Source organism: Endozoicomonas gorgoniicola, from assembly GCF_025562715.2.
In the GTDB taxonomy this organism is placed as follows: Bacteria; Pseudomonadota; Gammaproteobacteria; order Pseudomonadales; family Endozoicomonadaceae; genus Endozoicomonas_A; species Endozoicomonas_A gorgoniicola.
Map to the genome: position 1 here is coordinate 1,144,498 of NZ_JAPFCC010000001.1, position 17,475 is coordinate 1,161,972.

At 49.4% G+C, this 17,475-nt stretch carries 13 protein-coding genes and 1 pseudogene; 6 read left to right on the forward strand and 8 right to left on the reverse strand.

Going from position 1 to position 17,475, the window contains the following annotated elements; all coding sequences use genetic code 11:
- Positions 1–99 precede the first annotated feature (99 nt).
- On the forward strand, positions 100–2,250 hold the full coding sequence (gene dinG, locus NX722_RS05310) for an ATP-dependent DNA helicase DinG (RefSeq protein ID WP_262567050.1): 2,151 nt from the start codon (positions 100–102) through the stop codon (positions 2,248–2,250).
- A gap of 31 nt (positions 2,251–2,281) precedes the next feature.
- On the opposite strand, the gene NX722_RS05315 is transcribed toward dinG, so the two are convergent.
- Together NX722_RS05315 and NX722_RS05320 are read right to left on the reverse strand one after the other, a co-directional pair.
- On the reverse strand, positions 2,282–4,402 hold the full coding sequence (locus tag NX722_RS05315) for a tyrosine-protein phosphatase (protein ID WP_262567051.1): 2,121 nt from the start codon (positions 4,400–4,402) through the stop codon (positions 2,282–2,284).
- A gap of 290 nt (positions 4,403–4,692) precedes the next feature.
- Positions 4,693–4,959, reverse strand: coding sequence for a hypothetical protein (locus NX722_RS05320; RefSeq protein ID WP_262567052.1), 267 nt, complete (start codon positions 4,957–4,959; stop codon positions 4,693–4,695).
- A 345-nt stretch (positions 4,960–5,304) separates the two neighbouring features.
- Here NX722_RS05320 and prfB point away from each other — a divergent pair.
- The 3 genes from prfB to NX722_RS05335 all read left to right on the forward strand — a co-directional run bounded on the left by prfB (position 5,305) and on the right by NX722_RS05335 (position 9,084).
- Positions 5,305–6,403 (forward strand): peptide chain release factor 2 gene (gene prfB / locus NX722_RS05325; protein ID WP_262567053.1). Its coding sequence is split into 2 segments (ribosomal slippage): positions 5,305–5,379 and positions 5,381–6,403, totalling 1,098 coding nucleotides; the frame shifts between segments, so codons are not numbered across the junction.
- A 64-nt stretch (positions 6,404–6,467) separates the two neighbouring features.
- Complete coding sequence (gene lysS, locus NX722_RS05330) at positions 6,468–7,961, forward strand: lysine--tRNA ligase (RefSeq protein WP_262567054.1); 1,494 nt, start codon at positions 6,468–6,470, stop codon at positions 7,959–7,961.
- A 352-nt stretch (positions 7,962–8,313) separates the two neighbouring features.
- Entirely contained in the window at positions 8,314–9,084 is a 771-nt protein-coding gene (locus tag NX722_RS05335; protein WP_262567055.1) for a TetR/AcrR family transcriptional regulator, read from the forward strand.
- Positions 9,085–9,097: 13 nt separating this feature from the next.
- On the opposite strand, the gene NX722_RS05340 is transcribed toward NX722_RS05335, so the two are convergent.
- Complete coding sequence (locus NX722_RS05340; RefSeq protein ID WP_262567056.1) at positions 9,098–10,165, reverse strand: Ppx/GppA phosphatase family protein; 1,068 nt, start codon at positions 10,163–10,165, stop codon at positions 9,098–9,100.
- 144 nt (positions 10,166–10,309) lie between these two features.
- On the opposite strand from NX722_RS05340, the gene ung reads away from it, so the two are divergent.
- The gene (gene ung / locus NX722_RS05345; protein ID WP_262567057.1) at positions 10,310–10,999 is read left to right on the forward strand and encodes a uracil-DNA glycosylase; all 690 of its coding nucleotides are present in this window, start codon (positions 10,310–10,312) and stop codon (positions 10,997–10,999) included.
- A gap of 60 nt (positions 11,000–11,059) precedes the next feature.
- Here the strand turns inward: ung and NX722_RS05350 are convergent, their stop codons facing one another.
- The 4 genes from NX722_RS05350 to NX722_RS05365 form a co-directional block, all read right to left on the reverse strand.
- Positions 11,060–11,677, reverse strand: coding sequence for a hypothetical protein (locus NX722_RS05350; protein ID WP_262567058.1), 618 nt, complete (start codon positions 11,675–11,677; stop codon positions 11,060–11,062).
- 142 nt (positions 11,678–11,819) lie between these two features.
- On the reverse strand, positions 11,820–12,833 hold the full coding sequence (ansA, locus tag NX722_RS05355; protein ID WP_262567059.1) for an asparaginase: 1,014 nt from the start codon (positions 12,831–12,833) through the stop codon (positions 11,820–11,822).
- Between the two features lie 69 nt (positions 12,834–12,902).
- Positions 12,903–14,315 (reverse strand): Na+/H+ antiporter NhaC, encoded by a 1,413-nt coding sequence (gene nhaC, locus NX722_RS05360; RefSeq protein ID WP_262567060.1) that lies wholly within the window; start codon positions 14,313–14,315, stop codon positions 12,903–12,905.
- A gap of 391 nt (positions 14,316–14,706) precedes the next feature.
- A complete protein-coding gene (locus NX722_RS05365) occupies positions 14,707–15,330 on the reverse strand; it encodes a hypothetical protein (RefSeq protein WP_262567061.1) in 624 nt (207 codons plus the stop codon).
- Between the two features lie 348 nt (positions 15,331–15,678).
- Between NX722_RS05365 and NX722_RS05370 the strand changes: the two genes are divergently transcribed.
- Complete coding sequence (locus tag NX722_RS05370) at positions 15,679–16,650, forward strand: hypothetical protein (RefSeq protein ID WP_262567062.1); 972 nt, start codon at positions 15,679–15,681, stop codon at positions 16,648–16,650.
- Between the two features lie 27 nt (positions 16,651–16,677).
- On the opposite strand, the pseudogene NX722_RS28775 reads toward NX722_RS05370, so the two are convergent.
- Positions 16,678–17,400 (reverse strand): annotated as a pseudogene (locus NX722_RS28775) (transposase).
- Between the last annotated feature and the right edge of the window lie 75 nt (positions 17,401–17,475).

Genomic DNA, 17,475 nt, shown 5'->3' on the forward strand with positions numbered 1-17,475 from the left:
TTTTGATCATTGTTTTTGGCGGTTTTCATTTGATGACGTTAACGAAACAGCTGCCAGAAGCAGCTGTTCCTGACGAGTGAAAGGGTGAGCTAGAAGATAGTGCTTGAAGAATCCCAGAAAAAAACCATCCAGACGGCTTACAGTGCTTTTTTGAAAAGTAAGCAGCTCAAGGCTCGTCCGGGGCAGAAGCAAATGATTGCTGAAATTGCCCGGGCTCTGGGTGATGTTAATACCGACGGTGAGGGGCGCAGAACGTCAGATCCATCTGTTACTGTTATTGAAGCCGGCACCGGCACCGGTAAAACCGTTGGTTATGTCATTCCAGCGGTGGCCATGGCAAAAGCGGCAGGTAAAAGGCTGGTCATCTCGACTGCCACCGTAACACTGCAGGAACAGATTATCAGCAAAGACCTGCCGGATATTATTCTTAAAACCGGTTTGAAGTTTTCCTTTACCCTGGCGAAAGGGCGTGGCCGCTATGCCTGTCTGAGCAAACTGGACCGGCTGCTGCAGGAAGAACAGTCGGTGGCTTCCCTGATGGATATGTTTGCCGGTGACGGACATTCCGGACAACAGGATGAAACGGCATTGAAACTCTATCAGCACATGTTGGAAGAGTTTGCCGCTTCGAAGTGGCAGGGCGACCGGGACAGCTGGCCAGAGGCTCTGGATGATCAGAAGTGGCGGTTGATTACCACCGACCACGCCCAGTGCAGTGGCAGACGCTGTGGTTATTTTAACCAGTGTCCGTTCTATAAAGCCCGCAATGACCTGGAGCAGGCGGATGTGGTGGTGACCAACCATGACCTGGTGCTGGCAGATCTGGCCCTGGGTGGTGGTGCGATTCTACCTGACCCGAAAGACTGTATTTACATTTTTGACGAAGGTCATCATCTGCCGGACAAGGCTATTGATCATTTTGCCTGCCATGGCCGCTTAAAAGGAACAGCCAGCTGGCTGGAAAAAGCGGGCAAACATCTGCAAAAGGTGCTGGGACAAAATGCCTTGCCGGGTGACCTTGGGGAGCGGCTGGAAAAACTTCTGCCAGAGTTTGACCAGCTGGTTAATGCTTTAGGTCATGCACGACAAATGTTGCTCAGAGAAGCCACTTTCGAACCCAGGGTTCAGGGTGACTTGACAGTAGCCGTGTACCGTTTTCCCGAAGGGGTGGTGCCTGGTGCCATTCGTCAGCAGGCAGAAGTGCTGAAGGCGGGCTTCAGCCGTTGCAGTGGTATGCTGGAAAAGGTCACCAAAGACCTGAACGATGCCATGGATGGTGACGTTCCGGGCATTGACCGCTGGCAGGCTGAGCAGCTGTATCCGGAAATTGGTGTCATGCAGATGCGTATGGAGAGCCAGTTCCAGTTGTGGCTGACCTACTCACTGCCTGATCCTGAAGGGGAGCCTCCCAGTGCGCGCTGGGTGAAATGGACGGAAGGTTCTTTCGGTGAAGAACTGGAACTGTTCAGCAGTCCTATTCTGTCGTCTATGACGCTGTGGCAGACCTTGTGGAACCCCGGTTATGCTTCGATCGTTACGTCTGCAACGCTGGCGGCTCTGGGTAACTTTAACCGTTTTCGTATGCGCTCAGGCATTCCTTCTGAATCGAAATGCGTCATTGTCCCCAGCCCTTTTCAACATGCAACCGCCGCCAGGCTGGTGATTCCCGCCATGGAGTCTAACCCCCGTGACAGTGATGCCCATACCGGCGAAATTGTAGAAATGCTGCCAGAGCTGCTGGAAGGCAGTAAAGGCTCACTGGTGCTGTTTTCTTCCAGACGGCAGATGAATGATGTTTATTATGGACTGGATCAGGATCTGCGTGACCAGATTCTGTTGCAGGATGATTATTCCCGGCAGGAACTGTTGAAGCTGCATCGTAACAACATTGATAAAGGTAAAACCAGTATTCTGTTTGGTCTGGCCAGTCTGGCAGAAGGGATCGATTTGCCCGGTGAGTACTGTGAGCATGTCATCATTGCCAAAATTCCGTTTGCGGTACCGGATGACCCTGTGGAAGCGGCACTGGCTGACTGGCTGGAAGCTCAGGGGCGTAACCCGTTTATGGAAATAACGGTGCCAGACGCGGCGATCAGGCTGGTACAGGCCTGTGGCCGACTGTTGCGGACAGAGCAGGATTCCGGGCGTATTACCCTGATGGACCGGCGAGTGGTCACCCAGCGTTATGGTCGTATGATTCTGAATTCCCTGCCACCGTTTAAACAGGAAGTAGAACACGCTGTGTTGTAGAAGAGAAAAGCGACCATCATCTACAACACTACTACCTACCCGGACCAGCAACACTTTTCAGCTGTGTGTTAACCAGAGACAGCATATAGTCTGCCTGCTCTTGGTACTCAGGATTGGAATTGGCGAAATCACGGATGTTGCTGGTCAGGGTTTTCAGTTCAACCGGAGTGTATATCGTTGAGATATCCTGCTGGACGGCATTCCAGTAATCTGGCTGGTCGTTATAATGCCCGGAGTCAAACCTTTGCATAAACTCTTTAGCCGTTGACACTGGGCCGGACTCCCGTGCAGGAGCTTGCGACTTTGGATGTACTGCTTCGAAATTTGCATAAGTGTCATCAATCTCTGTGATCGTGGCGTTCTGGTCCGGGGGATTTTTGATTTCCAGTCCGGCTGCTTCAATCAGAGGGTTGAGTACTGCAGGCAGTTGCTTGTGCAGGGCTTTCAGGGCGTTGTACTGTCCAGCCGTCTGGACAAAGGCTTTGCGGGTTTCCCTTGCCTTGTGAAGGGATGGGTCAAGGTTATTATTAACAGTGCCATCCTGCAAATAAGCCCGGGTGCTTTTACTGAGAGTAATGAAAGTGCCGGTACGTCCAACCCCCGCATTGCAGTTAACAACCATTGGGCTATTCATTGGACTATTTTCTGAGCCTGAGAGTTCAGGTTCATGCTTCAACTGTTCCACCAGAACTGACAGGGCTGCCAGTCTGGAGGGTGTTCCTGAAGTGTGGTCTTCCCAGCCGGTATCGTAGACACGGAAATGGGCTTTACCATTGACTTCAAGCTTATCAATACGGACTTTGTTGTTATCTACGAAATATTGATCTGCCAGCTTAACGGTAACCCCGTCGTAGTTTCTTTCTTCGCCAACCCATTTAGGCCCCAGGCTCACCGTATATTTTTTCTGATTCAGTTTTTCGGGGTCCAGTTCGTTTTTACTGACCAGGCAAACAGACACTCTGGAGTCTGTATCGTTAATCATGTGGGCAAAGTGATCTATGTTTTTTTCGGTAGGACCCTGAGAGGCGATGTCTGGTATCTCAGCAGGGTTATCCGACAATCTGACATAGTTGGCGTGAACATAGTGTTCTTTGCTTCCGGCGCAGCTTTCAATATCACAGGGGATATCTCTGTATTTAGGAATGGCCTGACTGATAAACGCCTTGCCTTCAGGTGTTTCTTTCTTAAAGGTGTTGGTTAGCTTTGGGCTTTTCGCACGCTGGTTATTGAAATGTTCCTTTACTTCAAGCTCTTCTTCAGTAGGAGCTCTTTTAGGGAAGGAAAAGTCAATAGCTTCTTCCTGAAGCTCATGGGGTGTCTGATCAATTGCCAGGTAAGCCGATGAGCATTTGGCAGTAAACTGCTGGCGATCAAATTCTTTCACAAGAATATCACTGGTTTCATTTTTGTAGGCTTTACTCAGCTTGCTACGAAGTGCGGCAAGCTCCTCTTTTGACCCTGTCGGTAATTTGCCAATATCTTCTGTTACTTTCTTTTCTGCATAAACTTCCTGAACCAGTCTCTTTGAGTCAGGAGGCAGGCTTTTATAGGCTTCGTTGCTGTTAACAGGTCGCAGGTCAGCTTTGGCAAAATGACGCAGGTGCTGTTTGACTACGTTCTGGTCAGTTTTTTTATCTGAGCCCGTATAGTTGCCTTGTTTAAAATGGTTGGAAAAGGCTTTCAGTGAGTCAGGTTGGGGCAGGTTTGCAGGCTTTGTGTTCTGCGTTTCTGGCTTCTGAGTTCTGGGTGCAGGCTGAGGCTTTGACCCTTGGGCTGATCTGGGTGGTACATCTGGCTTTGATGATTCGTCAGGTGTCGGTGGCAGGGGACGGTTTATGAACGATGCAATATCGTCGGCTTCTGCTGCTGAGACAGTGCGTTCCCTGATCGGGGTTCCCGGAGCCTTTGCTGGCTGATCCTGAGGCTTAGGGGTGTGCCGAATCGGCGATGTGGTACTCGCCTTGGATGAACGCCCCCATTTACTGGGACTGAAGAGGATGGATATAAACTTGCGTAGCCATTGTTTAGGGCTGCTGACCCTGGCTTTTTTGCCCCCGATATTTATTTCGCGGGCGTTGTCAGCTGTCTGAGGCTGGTTCTGCTGCTGATACTGTCCACTGACGTTTGAAGATTTTGGATCAAACCCGTTCACGGAAAACTCCTGATTAATGCGTCCTTACCTTTATTCAGAGTAAGAGGCTATCAGGCATTTTTCATGGCAGAGGCGATAATCCTGTGTATAGATGGGCAATATTGACGTTTTATTTTGATTTGGGTGTACAAAAAGAAAGCAGACAAAAAGCTGTCATTTCCAACTGAAATTGCTAACCATTTGAATAAAAAGGAAAAAACAGGGCGGCCATAAATTGTGAATAAACCGCCTGCTTTTTAGAAGCTATAGATCCAGCTACGAGAGTCAGCTACGAGATTCAGCTACGAGAGTCAGCCATGCTTCTCTTCCGTTGAACTCTCTTCAGTCTCTTCAGTACTGTCATTTTCTGACAGTGTAAATTCAGAAGATTCTGGCTGATCAGCCTCTTCCTGATCTTCTGTCTGATTGTCATTATGAGCCAGGGTCCATTCAAGGTTCGTTACCCACTGGCCTTCTTTTTTTTCGTCAGCCTGTTCATCGTCTCCGGCAAAGGCTGCCAGACTGATGGTAGAAAGGGGTAGCAGAAGGGCGAAAGCCGCCAGTTTTTTCATCTTCATTGTGAACGCCTCTTGTTGTTAGTTCTCATATTGTTGCTTCTTATGCACCGGGTTTGACACTGCTGCGCCTGAAAGGTTCCATCGCAATGGGTATTCAGTGTGTATTTTCCGCTCATGGCTGTTTTGTTCAGGCTTTCATTACCCGGCGGATTGGGTGATGGATTTATCGGGTAATGGAAAAAACACTGATTATCAGTTGCTTGTGGGGAGATCCGTGATTCCCAGTCCCGATCGCATCAGTTACAATAGGCGGCTAACTTTTCTATTTTGTTGGTCAGTGGGTACCCAACCTGCTGCAGACCGATAAGAACTATCCAGTAGAGCGATTTACCGAGCGAGAGAGTCATGCTTGAAGTTAATCCGATCAAGGAACGTATTAAAGACCTGACGGCACGTACGGACGTGCTTAGGGGGTATCTTTGACTACGCTCACAAGAGCGAACGGTTACAGGAAGTAGAGCGGGAACTGGAAGATCCGGACGTGTGGAACGAACCGGAGCGAGCCCAGGCTCTTGGTAAAGAGCGTTCCATACTGGAAGGCATAGTCTCCACCATCGACACCATGACTTCCGGCCTGGAAGACTCCGCTGAATTGCTTGATATGTCTGTGGAAGAGCAGGACGAAGACGGCGTTGACAGTGTGGTGGAAGAGCTGGATGAGCTGACTCAGAAGCTTGAGATTCTGGAATTCAAGCGAATGTTCGCCGGTGAAATGGACCCGAACAACGCTTACCTCGATATCCAGTCTGGCTCCGGTGGTACTGAGGCTCAGGACTGGGCCAACATTATGCTGCGTATGTATCTTCGCTGGGGCGAACAGAAAGGCTTCAAGACCGAGATCATTGAAGTGTCAGCCGGTGATGTGGCAGGCATTAAGTCCGCAACGGTGCAGTTCTCCGGCGAGTACGCTTTCGGCTGGCTGCGCACAGAGACCGGTGTTCATCGTCTGGTTCGTAAGTCTCCATTCGACTCCGGCAACCGTCGTCACACCTCCTTCTCTTCGGTGTTTGTTTCTCCGGAGATTGATGACAATGTTGAGATTGAGATCAATCCGGCCGACCTGCGAATCGACACCTACCGTTCCAGTGGTGCGGGTGGTCAGCACGTAAACACCACCGACTCTGCGGTGCGTATTACCCATGAGCCGACCGGCATCGTGGTGCAGTGTCAGAACCAGCGCTCCCAGCATCAGAACAAGGACAAGGCCATGCAGCAGCTGAAAGCAAAGCTGTATGAGCTGGAGATGCAGAAGCGTACTGCTGATGCCCAGGCTCTGGAAGACAGTAAGTCCGATATCGGCTGGGGTAGCCAGATTCGTTCCTACGTGCTGGACGATTCGCGTATCAAAGATTTGCGCACTAACGTCGAGACCCGTAATACCCAGGCTGTACTGGACGGGGATCTGGACAAGTTTATCGAGGCCAGCCTTAAGCAGGGTCTTTAATCACAGCCTTTTTAGAAAGACATTTTGAAAAGGCTGTTTTTGAAAAGATTTTTTTGGAATAACAATGTCTGAAGAACAAATGATTGATGCGCAGGAAGAGAACCGTCTGGTTGCACTGCGCCGTGAAAAGCTGGCGGCTATCCGCGCTGAACGGGTCGCTTTCCCGAACAAGTTCCGTCGTGACGCTTATGCGGCTGATTTGCAGGAGCAATTCAAAGAAGCCGGTAAGGAAGAGCTGCTGGAAGCCGGTCACAAAGTCAGGGTTGCTGGTCGTATCATGCTGAACCGTGGCGCGTTTATGGAGATTCAGGATGCTTCCGGTCGTATTCAGGTTTACGTAAACCGTAAAGTGCTGGACAAGAGCACCCTTAAAGAAGTTAAAACCTGGGATATGGGCGATATTATCGGTGCCGAAGGTACTGTACAACGATCCGGTAAGGGCGACCTGTATGTGGATATGGAAGGCGTGGAACTGCTGACCAAGTCCCTGCGTCCACTGCCTGACAAGCACAAGGGGTTGACTGATACGGAAATGCGTTACCGTCAGCGTTACGTGGACCTGATCATGAACGATGAGTCCCGTGATGCCTTCCGTGTGCGTTCCCGCATTATTCAGGTGATCCGCGACTACTTCCATAAGAATGACTATATGGAAGTGGAAACGCCGATGCTGCAGACCATTCCGGGTGGTGCGACAGCGCGTCCGTTTGTGACCCATCACAATGCCCTGGATATGGAGATGTTCCTGCGTATTGCACCGGAACTGTACCTGAAGCGTCTGGTCGTGGGTGGTTTCGAGCGTGTGTTTGAAATTAACCGTAATTTCCGTAACGAAGGACTGTCTACCCGCCATAACCCGGAATTCACCATGATTGAGTTCTATCAGGCGTATGCGGATTACATTGACATGATGGATCATACCGAGACCCTGTTCCGCCTGCTGGCTGAAGAAGTGACCGGTAGCACCAAAGTGACGTATCAGGGTACGGAACTGGACTTCGGCAAGCCATTTGTCCGCATGTCTGTGTTTGAGTCCATCCTGCACTATAACCCTGAGCTGGAAGCGGCGGATATTGACAATATCGAATCTGCGACCGCCGTGGCGAAGAAACTGGGTATCGAAGTGAAAGACATCTGGGGTCTGGGCAAAATCCAGATTGAGATCTTCGAAGAGACCGTTGAAGAGCGGCTGATCGACCCAACCTTTATCACGAAGTATCCGACTGAAGTGTCTCCGCTGGCTCGTCGCAGCGATGAAGATCCGTTTGTCAGTGACCGTTTTGAATTCTTCGTGGGTGGTCGTGAAATTGCCAACGGTTTCTCCGAGTTGAACGATGCGGAAGACCAGGCTGAACGCTTCCGCCAGCAGGTGGCTGAGAAGGACGCGGGAGATGATGAAGCCATGCATTACGATGCAGACTTCATCAATGCCCTGGAATACGGTCTGCCACCAACGGCTGGTGAAGGTATCGGTATTGACCGTCTGGTAATGCTGTTTACCGACGCGCCTTCTATTCGGGATGTGCTGTTGTTCCCGCATATGCGTCCACAGGTTTAATGCCTTCCGGCGCAGCTGGTCGAGTCAGATCAGCTGCGCCTCTTCTTTTGTCTGCTGTACAACCCTGTCTATGAGCCTGTAAATGCCGCAAAGCCCTTGAAACCCTATTCTGCGGCTGCCTTTTTCACGAACTTTGGGCATAAGTGCCGGTTAGACTCTATACTGCTTCACCATCTCACCCGACAGGGCTTTGCAGGCCTGTGTTCAGGTAGTCTTTGCGGGAGAGTTTCGGCAATGCATTGAGGGCATTGCGACAAACAATAAGTCAATGTAGCCGTTGTCAGCGAGCGCCTGGCAGTGATGAGGGCTTATTACAAAAGATTAACAGGCAAACGGTATAAGGCATTTCCTCATGGAAGCAACGAACTGTGAAGTAGTGAGTGATTCTCTCTCTCAGGCCAGTAAAGATAATGGAACTTCCTCCAGCGGATCGTCAAATGGAAATGAAGCCCTGAAGTATCAGGGACGAAAAACCAGTCGTGCCAACAGTGAGCAGCGACGTCGCATTATACTTGAAGCGGCATTGCGCATTGTTGTGCGAGATGGTGTCAGAGGCGTCCGCCATCGCGCGGTTGCCAAAGAAGCCGAGGTTCCACTGTCTGCAACCACTTATTATTTCAAGGATATTTCAGACCTTATTACAGACACCTTCACGCTGTTTGTGGAAATGGGGGCGGAAAAATTCAAGGCGTTCTGGGAAGAATCTGACTCAAAACTGCAGGAAGCCCTGGCATTGCTGGATGGGCAGGATTCAGCCAGTCTCAGTCAGGAGGTCAGGCTGGTGTTTGTAGAGAGGATGGTAGACCTGGCGGTGCATTATATTGTCACGCAGCTGAAGGAACACCGGGATTATCTGATTGCAGAGCGCTCGTTTCAGCTTGAATGCCTGCGTAATGAAAATCTTCGCCCTGTGGCATTTAATCACCAGTCTTACCTGTTAAACAGTGTGGAAAGCTTTTTCTACCGTATGGGTTCAGAGCAGCCTGATATTGATGCCCAGCTCTTTTCAGCGGTCATTATGCAGGTCGAATATCAATGCATGGTTCAACCCGGTGACGAGCCGGACACCAGTCTGATTCGCAGTCGGTTAATGCGTCAGATCAGCCTGATGCTTAACCCCTAGTGGGTTAGTCTGACTATTGCCAGAATGGGCTGAATTCAAGAATGCTGTCTGTGCTGGTTCTGTCAGCGACTTCCAGACTGAGAATGCCCAGCTCCTGCATAAAGCCGTAAACCAGAACGGCGTTTGACAGCGTCAGGTGAGAGAACCCCCGATGTTGATGGTAGCCCAGCCGGTTCAGCTGTTGCTCTTTATCCAGCGGGTGTTGCTCAGTCTGTTCGCGATTCAGGGAGCGATCAATAAATTGCTTCACCTCATGCTGTGTGATCAGCAATTGCTCTGGTTCCGTTTTCACTGCCTCCAGCAGGCTGTACTGGAACAAGCTGCCAATTGCCACGACTTCTCCCTTATTTCGGGTGATTTGTGAGCGAACCAGTTTCGGAACCTTTTCCGCCAGATGATGAGCAAACCTTATTCCTTCTTCAAACTGATCGCCGGTTAATGGGTGGAGGTTGTCGTCTTTCTGGAAGTCCTTCCCCTGAACGACTTCCAGCAGGTAGCGGAAAAATGACCGGGAACCAGTATCCCCCTTGTAAGCCAGAGTCTCAGCGGCCGGATCGTCTGCAATCAGCTGGTAGCTGTTATTACCAATATCCCAGACGACGGGGTTGCCGGGCTTTTTGCTGGCACGCAGTGCGGTGAAATAGTCCATCTGGTCTTCATCATCCTGCGTCAATATCTGTATAACCAGACCGGTTTTACCCTGCAGGGCTGACTGAACTTCTACCTTGTTGCTGGCAATTCTGATGGCTTCTGTTGCAACCACCTTGATATGAGCGGTGTGGTAATAGCTGGCTTTATCTTTCAGTCTCAGAAATATATCTGACATGGCACCAAGGGCGGCCTTGTCGATGATGCGCCGGTCATTATTCAGCACATTGTCATGTAAGCGGAAGGCGATACTGTCCTGATCTTTGATCTCCAGAATAGTGTCAGTATTGCTGTTTACGTCCGCAATAGCGTACTTGATGGCGCTTGAGCCGACTTCAATGGCCATGCGACGCTCGACGCTGCCTGTGGCAAACAGAGGTGATGCGATAAAGCAGGTGATAATCAGCAAATGGCGGAGTAGAGCGCGTTTCATGGTAGCTCCTTTGGGTAATCAAAAGAGTTTGTCGGCCACAGAATGGGGTTGTTAATGGTCGAATCCGTGCATTGCTTTTATAATCCCGTCTGATTTTTTGATAAGTGGCTGGCTGGTTAATCCTGCTGCCCCGGGAGAAGGTACATGCGCGAAGTCAGGCTTGAGCCTACATGGAAGGCTCATCTGCAGGACGAGTTTGATAAAGACTACATTCAGACCCTCAGAGCCTTTTTGCTGGCTGAAAAAGCGGCTGGCAAAACGATTTATCCAAGCGGTAATGAATATTTTAATGCCCTGAACCTGACGCCTTTCGACCAGGTGAAGGTGGTAATACTGGGGCAGGACCCTTACCACGGTCCGGGGCAGGCACATGGACTGTCGTTTTCAGTTCGACCCGATATAGCCATTCCACCGTCTCTGGTGAACATGTACAAAGAGCTGCACAGTGATCTGGGTATTGAGCCTGCCCGACATGGTTTTCTGGAGCACTGGGCTCAGCAGGGTGTTCTGCTGTTAAACAGTGTTCTGACCGTTCAGCATAAACAGGCGGCGTCGCACCAGGGACGAGGCTGGGAAGAGTTTACGGATCGCATTATTGCTGAACTGAATGAAAAACGTGAAAACATCGTGTTTATTCTTTGGGGAAGTTATGCCCAGCGCAAAGGACGCTTTATTGATGCTTCAAAGCATTGTGTGATCAAGTCGGTGCATCCGTCACCTCTGTCGGCTTACCGTGGCTTTTTTGGCAGTAAGCCGTTCTCCAGAGCCAATGATTACCTGAAATCCTGCGGGATCAGCCCGGTGAACTGGCGTTTGCCTGATGTCGTATATTAATAAATAACCCGGGACGTATGGAAAGCGCTTCTTCAGTTTTCTGAAGGAGCGACCGGGTACTTAATCATCAGCGGAACATACTTTGAAAACAGCCCACTCTTCCCCGACACATTGGGCATGATTAAAAATGGCTGTTATGTACAGACCCAGCATAAACTGATCCTTGTTCGCTTGCTGGGTTAGCCCGTAGTGAGTATCAAATATCTGCGTCACCCTGCCATCATACCGCAGGCCAATAGCATGCCCGGAAAGAGATCCTGAATCTTGTATTTTATCGAATACGAACAGGCAGTGACAGGGCTCACGTGAGACCCATTCATAGATGCTTTGAACATTGAAGCACCCGAAGCCTCGCATGGACTCCCGGGAATCCAGATGCATATGTTGGAGTATGGGGGTAATAGTATCAGATCGCACGGCTCCCTCGGGTATCGGGAGTATGTCGCAGGCCGACTGGATGATTGCCATCTCGTGAACAGAGCCCAGCTCATCGGCACTTAACACCCCTGTCCCCCCGGAAGCGATGCTCTTTTTTAGCCAGGTTATTGCGGCCCCCAGACATAACCCGGCCGTTTTTTTGTTATAGCTTGCCTCCATTATGGTTCTGCCGGCAACGACTCTTTTGCGCCAGCGGGAATAAACGGATGCCTGGGGATTGAATGTGAAAATAATCTCCATTTTGTCCCTCAACATTAGCACTGGATGCGATTGTGGCCTGATACGCAGGCTGGGGTCGGGTTCTGCTCGACCCGGCCTGCGTAAAAAGATAATGTCATCTCCTCAGGAGAGGTACAAAAGGCTTAAAGGATTAATGCCTTGCTTATGGCAGCGTTACTTCACCCGCCAGGCTTTGCCCCAGTTGCTCTTTAACCTGCTCCACGGTCAGACCGTTAGAGAACAGATGGTGCAGCTTACAGAACATGGCTTCGGTGGTGGTGTCCAGTCCGCCCACTACACCGGCATTGGCCAGTGCGGAACCGGCTGCGTAACTGCCCTGATGCACAGTACCTCGGTGGCACTGGCTCAGGTTAATAATCAGCTTGCCTGCATCTGTCGCTTTCTTCAGGGCATGCAGGAAAGCCTGGTCACCATCCGGGCCGTTGCCGGTACCGTAAGTACGCATGATAAAAGCTTTCATTGGCTGTTGCAGAATGCTTTCAATCCATTCCGCATTAATGCCCGGGAATAGCTGCAGGATACCGACATGGGTTTCAGAGTCACAGCTCAGGAGGAACTTGGGCTCATCTTTCGGCTTGTGCAGCAGGAATTCGTCCAGCTCAATATTAATGTCTGCGCGACCCAGCCATGGGTAGTTTGGCGTGTCGAACGCATCGAACAAATAGGCATTCTGTTTACGGCAGCGGTTGCCACGCATCAGACGACCATTGAAGTATAGACACACCTCTTTAATACGCTCATCGGCTGCCAGGCTCAGGGCTCCGACCAGGTTTTCCAGGCCGTCAGTGCGGGCTTCACACAGAGGAATCTGAGAACCGGTAAAAATAACCGGCTTGCTCAGGTTGCGCAGCATAAAGGACATCATGGAACAGGAGTAAGCCATGGTGTCGGTGCCGTGCAGTACTACAAAACCGTCGTATTGGTCGTATTTGCTGGCGATATCGTGAGCGATCTGTTTCCAGTTGTCTGGACGGATATTGCTGGAGTCAATCAGCTGCTCGTATTCACCCAGGTCAAAATCAGGCAGGCTGGTGCGAACATTAACAGGCAGTTTTTCTTCCAGCAGACCCATCAGGTTTTCTGCTGGCGCGTAGCCGGAGTCCGTAGGCTTCATACCAATGGTGCCGCCGGTGTAGGCAACGTAGATTTTTTTCATGATCATTTCTCTAGAAAAACGCCCGGAACAGTCCGGGCGCATAACTAAACAGTTTGATTAGTCCAGTGTTCAGACAGGCTGCAGTTGTGCAGACTTGACGTACTTATTGTCGTCAGGACGGAATTTACCCAGATACGCAAAGCCAATTACCAGGGCGATGCCGGCAAAACTCATCCACATGTAGGGAACGTACTCAAAAGTGGAAACGCCCAGCAGGCCTGCCATGAAAATACCATTATCACTCCATGGTACCATACCTGATGTCAGCGTTCCGCCGAATTCCGCAGAGCGGGAGAGCATACGACGGTCTACGTTCATGCGGTCGTAACTGCCGGACATGATCTTGGGGGTCAGGATCAGGGAGACGTACATGGCACTGCCGAATACATTGGCAAAGAAGGCGGTTACGACGGTGTAAGCGGTCAGGTTGCCTTCGTTGGTGATGCGGTTTTCGTACTGTTTGGCAACGGTCTCCAGAATGCCCACTTTATCCAGCAGGCCACCAAAGCCCAGACCGAAGATAATTACGGCCACAGAGCCCAGCATGTTAGACATACCACCACGGTTCAGAATGTTGTCGATAAACGCATTGCCGGACTCCATGGTCAGTGGTGCCCACATGCTGCTCAGTGCTTCAACCGGGGCACGATCCTGAAACAGGATGGCCCACAGCATACCCAGAACAGAACCAAACATGATGACCGGGTAAGAGGGCATCTTGCGGGACAGCATAAACAGAACTGCCGCCACAGGTATAAACGCCATCGGAGAAATATTGAAGTGAGATTCCATCACTTCCATAACCGCCTGAACCTGAGCCATATCAGCGTTACCGCTGAACTGGAAGCCGTAAACGGTGAAGGCAATGGCTGTCAGGATATAAGCGGTCAGACTGATTGGGAGCATGCCTTTGATGTGATCGACGATTTCAACGTCAGACATGGAAGAAGCCAGAATAACAGAGTCAGACAGAGGCGACAGTTTGTCACCAAAGTACACGCCTGACAGGATGGCACCTGCGGTGACGGGTGCCGGAACCCCCAGACCCTGACCAATACCCATCATGGCAATACCGGCGGTACCGGCAGCACCCCAGGAGGTACCGGTCGCCAGAGCCGTCATGGAGCAGATGACCAGTGTCGCCAGCAGGAAGATGGATGGATGAATAGACATCAGTCCATAATAGATAATGCTGGGTACAATACCGCCGGCAATCCAGGTGCCCACCAGAGCACCAACAGCCAGCAGAATCAGAATAGCGCCCATGCCTTTATAGATGCCTTCCGCTGCAGCGGCTTCCAGATCCTTATAGCTGTGACCCAGTTTGACACCCAGACCCATTGCCAGGAACCAGCCAACACACAACGCCAGCTGAATAGGCAGGTCCAGTTTGGCTGTGAATGAAAAAGCCAGTGCCAGGAATGTACCCAGTACCAGAAAAACCTGCAACATAGACGGCAGGCGTTTAGAACTTTTGTGCATTAAGAGTAACTCCATGAAACCTCGTAATAGCTGGCACATTATCACACTTCATAGGGTTGGTTATATGTTGATCTATGTCATGTAAATTTTCGCCAGCGAACGGAAAATTCTGTTTTTTGATGTAGGTCAATTTCTGGTCGCCGTGCTTCATGGCTGAGTGATTCTGTAAATAGTGGAAGCCCGTCTTCTGTTCGCGCACCCCGCCTGTTTGTGATGGCGGGTTACGTAGTGCCTGTCCGAAAACCCTCAAACACTTAAAAACAGCAGCCTGTAGCCCCATGCAGCCTGTAGCCCCATATAGCTCTTGCAGATTTTCCAAAACAGGCTGTTTGCACATTTTTTCTGTAGTAAGCGTTGTCCATCCGAGCCCAAACAGGAGTCCCTTGCTCAATTAATGGAGAAACGTCATTTTGAGCTGCTCTTTCCAGCCAATACAAACGTCACTGGCTCCGGGATTTAAACGACCACTGACCCACAGATGGCCAATGAAAATATTGTGGAGCCACTGCTGTCTATTGCCACTGTAGCCAATATCAGCCTGTTCAAAGTTGCGCCCTGTCACTTCGATCTCAGTACCGTCGAGAAATACCAGCAAGTAGTCTTTTTGTTCAACGAAATGCCGTATCACATCGGGTGCTATTTGCTGGCAAAGTCTGTGAGCAACGGAATACAAGGCTTTCACGGAATTTGCGTTAAATAATGCCAGGTACTCACCCATGCGTTTGGAAGAGCGTACATCTTCAAGGCCAGGCAGGCTAACAGCCGGTTTGTCTGCACGCAGGGCATCCATATCAGACAGTTTTCCATTACAGGCGCAGAAGTTGTGAATCAGGCCAGGAAGAGAGTCTTTGTCATCACAGCCCCGGTTTCGTTTCTTGAGGCAGATTTGGTCTTTGAGTAGATCAGGAAGCTTGAGCTGGTTGGCAAGTCGGGCAACGAACAGGCTGCCAGCCATACCTGTCAGCTTGGCATCGGTGAATTCTATGTCGATTTTTTCAGGTTTTGGAATTATCATCTGGAGGCGTCCCCTGTGTAGCACCTTGCAGGTGCGTTGTTATTCGCACAGGTATTTTGCCTGAACAGCACAGAGGGCGCCCCTTTCAGTTCATCCTATTTTATTTTTTTAAATCGTTAAGCGGGACTTAAGGAATGGACCGCAAATATTGTCAGGAGCTGCTATGAGGCTGGTTAAGTGCTTTCTCACTAACGCGGTCTCTTGTCGTTTGGTTATGCAGGAACTTTTTCTGGTTCCACGAGTCTACAGAATAACGTTTCCGATGAGTGATTTAATCGGTTCAAACATCATTCACTGATTACAGGTATGTCAAAGCTAACTTGTAACGCTGTTTTTTTGGAGAGCTTTATGGATCCAGTTAATAATAATTCACAACCAGTTTTTCCAGAACCTCAACGGGAGGATTCTCGGGAAGCGACTGATTTAGGAAGAATTATCGCTTCTCCAGGGGCTTCAAATTTTATAGACGTTGATCTCTTTGGTATAGGAAATACTTATGAAGACATTAGCTTCCCTGATGTCAATCTTTTTGATCGAACTATCAAGGTTCCCGATAGTTCGACGCCCACTGCATTTGTAGCAACTGCACTGCAACAACAGGAGGGTAGTGTTACTGTACAAGGCACTCAAACAACAGAGCCATCAGTGTTATCCCAACCATCAACTTCAGCTGAAACTTCCCAGGCAAGTACATCTCAGTCGTTCAATTTGGGAGTGGACAGTCATCAAAAGAAAGCTTTCTTTGACTATATAGAACAGCATAACATAGGAAATTTAAGAAGAATGGCCAGTGGTTCTCTGGAAGGGGATGAACTCAAAATTGCGGCTGCTTCTGTTGATGTATTTCTCAACATGGAATTGTCTGAAAACAAACGCCTCGACTCCCAAAACAGGATTCTTTTCAATTCATGCAAACAGCATACAGAGACTATTAAATTAAAAAATAAAGTGATTAGTGCCTTGGGGTCTAAGAAGGTAAAGTTATCAAAAGAAAAAAATATTTTACAGCAGCTAAATAAACAACTTGAAAATGAAAAAGAACAGCTGCAATCATCTTTGGATAAGGCTTATGTCGACGCACAAGAGCAGAAGAAAGTATCCGATGAATTGAAAGAGAAACTGTCTGGTATTGAAGACGAACTCAATAAAAAAGATAATATTGTCGAACAACTGAAGATGCAATTAAAAAAAGCCTCTGTTGATTTAGCTGTGGAACGGTCAAAGCAGGAAAAAACATCTTTTTCTATTCAGATTGAACAGCTTCAGAAAGAACTCGAGAAATTGAAGGAAGTAGCTAAAGCAAGTTCTAAAAGCAGGTAACGGCTCATTTTTTAATAGCAATAGGACTTACGCATTGATGGCACCTGCAAATTTTGGTAACAGGTCATCTTTGTCCTTTGCAAAAATCTTAATGAAGGCACCAACCACTTCTTTAAACAGCTTACGCTGGTGCTGATAAATATTCGTAAACTCTTGCGCTATCTGCATTTTCTGGAGATAAACAAATCTTAGAATACTGGAAAATATGTGATTTCTTACAGGCCGCTCATTACGCACCTGAAAATGTTCGATATAGCAAACCTGCTTGATCGCCCTGTGGAACTGCTCAATCTGCCAGTGCTGGTCGTGGATCAGGATGAAATCATCGCGTTGAACAGGTACATCTTCTGGCAGGTAAACTACGTAGTGGCGACGCTGGTCTTTTAGCATCGTCCTGAACAACCTGGCCTTGCCGAAATCCTTGAGCCAGACATCCAAACCATCGTCTGGTACCTCAAGGAGTCACCGGTTACATACGCTGGCTTCAGCCCCAATGCCAGCACTTCACTCAAGAACAGTATCATCGACAGTCAACGTGCCGCCAACAAGGCATAAGTTTTGGGCGGCTTCATCGAACATGTCTTTTGGTTGGTAATTTTCGCGCTGAAGAAAGCGGTTAGCGCTATCGTGAGAAATGCCAGTCACTTCTGCCAGCCTTGAGCATGTTGATGATTTGGGCTCACTGATCAAAAATCCCATGTATTGTGGAAGTGTGCATTTTGCAGTCGTTGGGCGAGTAGTACTTCTCACTTTCGCCCCTGAAAGATAGTCATTTGTGGCTATTATCAAATTTTAAAGCCTGCTGTCAATGCGTAAGTCCTGGAT

Excerpts from the sequence above, each read along its gene's own strand:
- lysS (WP_262567054.1), top strand. The coding sequence starts at position 6,468 with ATGTCTGAAGAACAAATGATTGATGCGCAGGAAGAGAACCGTCTGGTT.
- NX722_RS05350 (WP_262567058.1), bottom strand. The coding sequence starts at position 11,677 with ATGGAGATTATTTTCACATTCAATCCCCAGGCATCCGTTTATTCCCGC.
- nhaC (WP_262567060.1), bottom strand. The coding sequence starts at position 14,315 with ATGCACAAAAGTTCTAAACGCCTGCCGTCTATGTTGCAGGTTTTTCTG.
- NX722_RS05370 (WP_262567062.1), top strand. The coding sequence starts at position 15,679 with ATGGATCCAGTTAATAATAATTCACAACCAGTTTTTCCAGAACCTCAA.
- NX722_RS05320 (WP_262567052.1), bottom strand. The coding sequence starts at position 4,959 with ATGAAGATGAAAAAACTGGCGGCTTTCGCCCTTCTGCTACCCCTTTCT.
- NX722_RS05365 (WP_262567061.1), bottom strand. The coding sequence starts at position 15,330 with ATGATAATTCCAAAACCTGAAAAAATCGACATAGAATTCACCGATGCC.
- ansA (WP_262567059.1), bottom strand. The coding sequence starts at position 12,833 with ATGAAAAAAATCTACGTTGCCTACACCGGCGGCACCATTGGTATGAAG.
- NX722_RS05335 (WP_262567055.1), top strand. The coding sequence starts at position 8,314 with ATGGAAGCAACGAACTGTGAAGTAGTGAGTGATTCTCTCTCTCAGGCC.
- NX722_RS05340 (WP_262567056.1), bottom strand. The coding sequence starts at position 10,165 with ATGAAACGCGCTCTACTCCGCCATTTGCTGATTATCACCTGCTTTATC.
- ung (WP_262567057.1), top strand. The coding sequence starts at position 10,310 with ATGCGCGAAGTCAGGCTTGAGCCTACATGGAAGGCTCATCTGCAGGAC.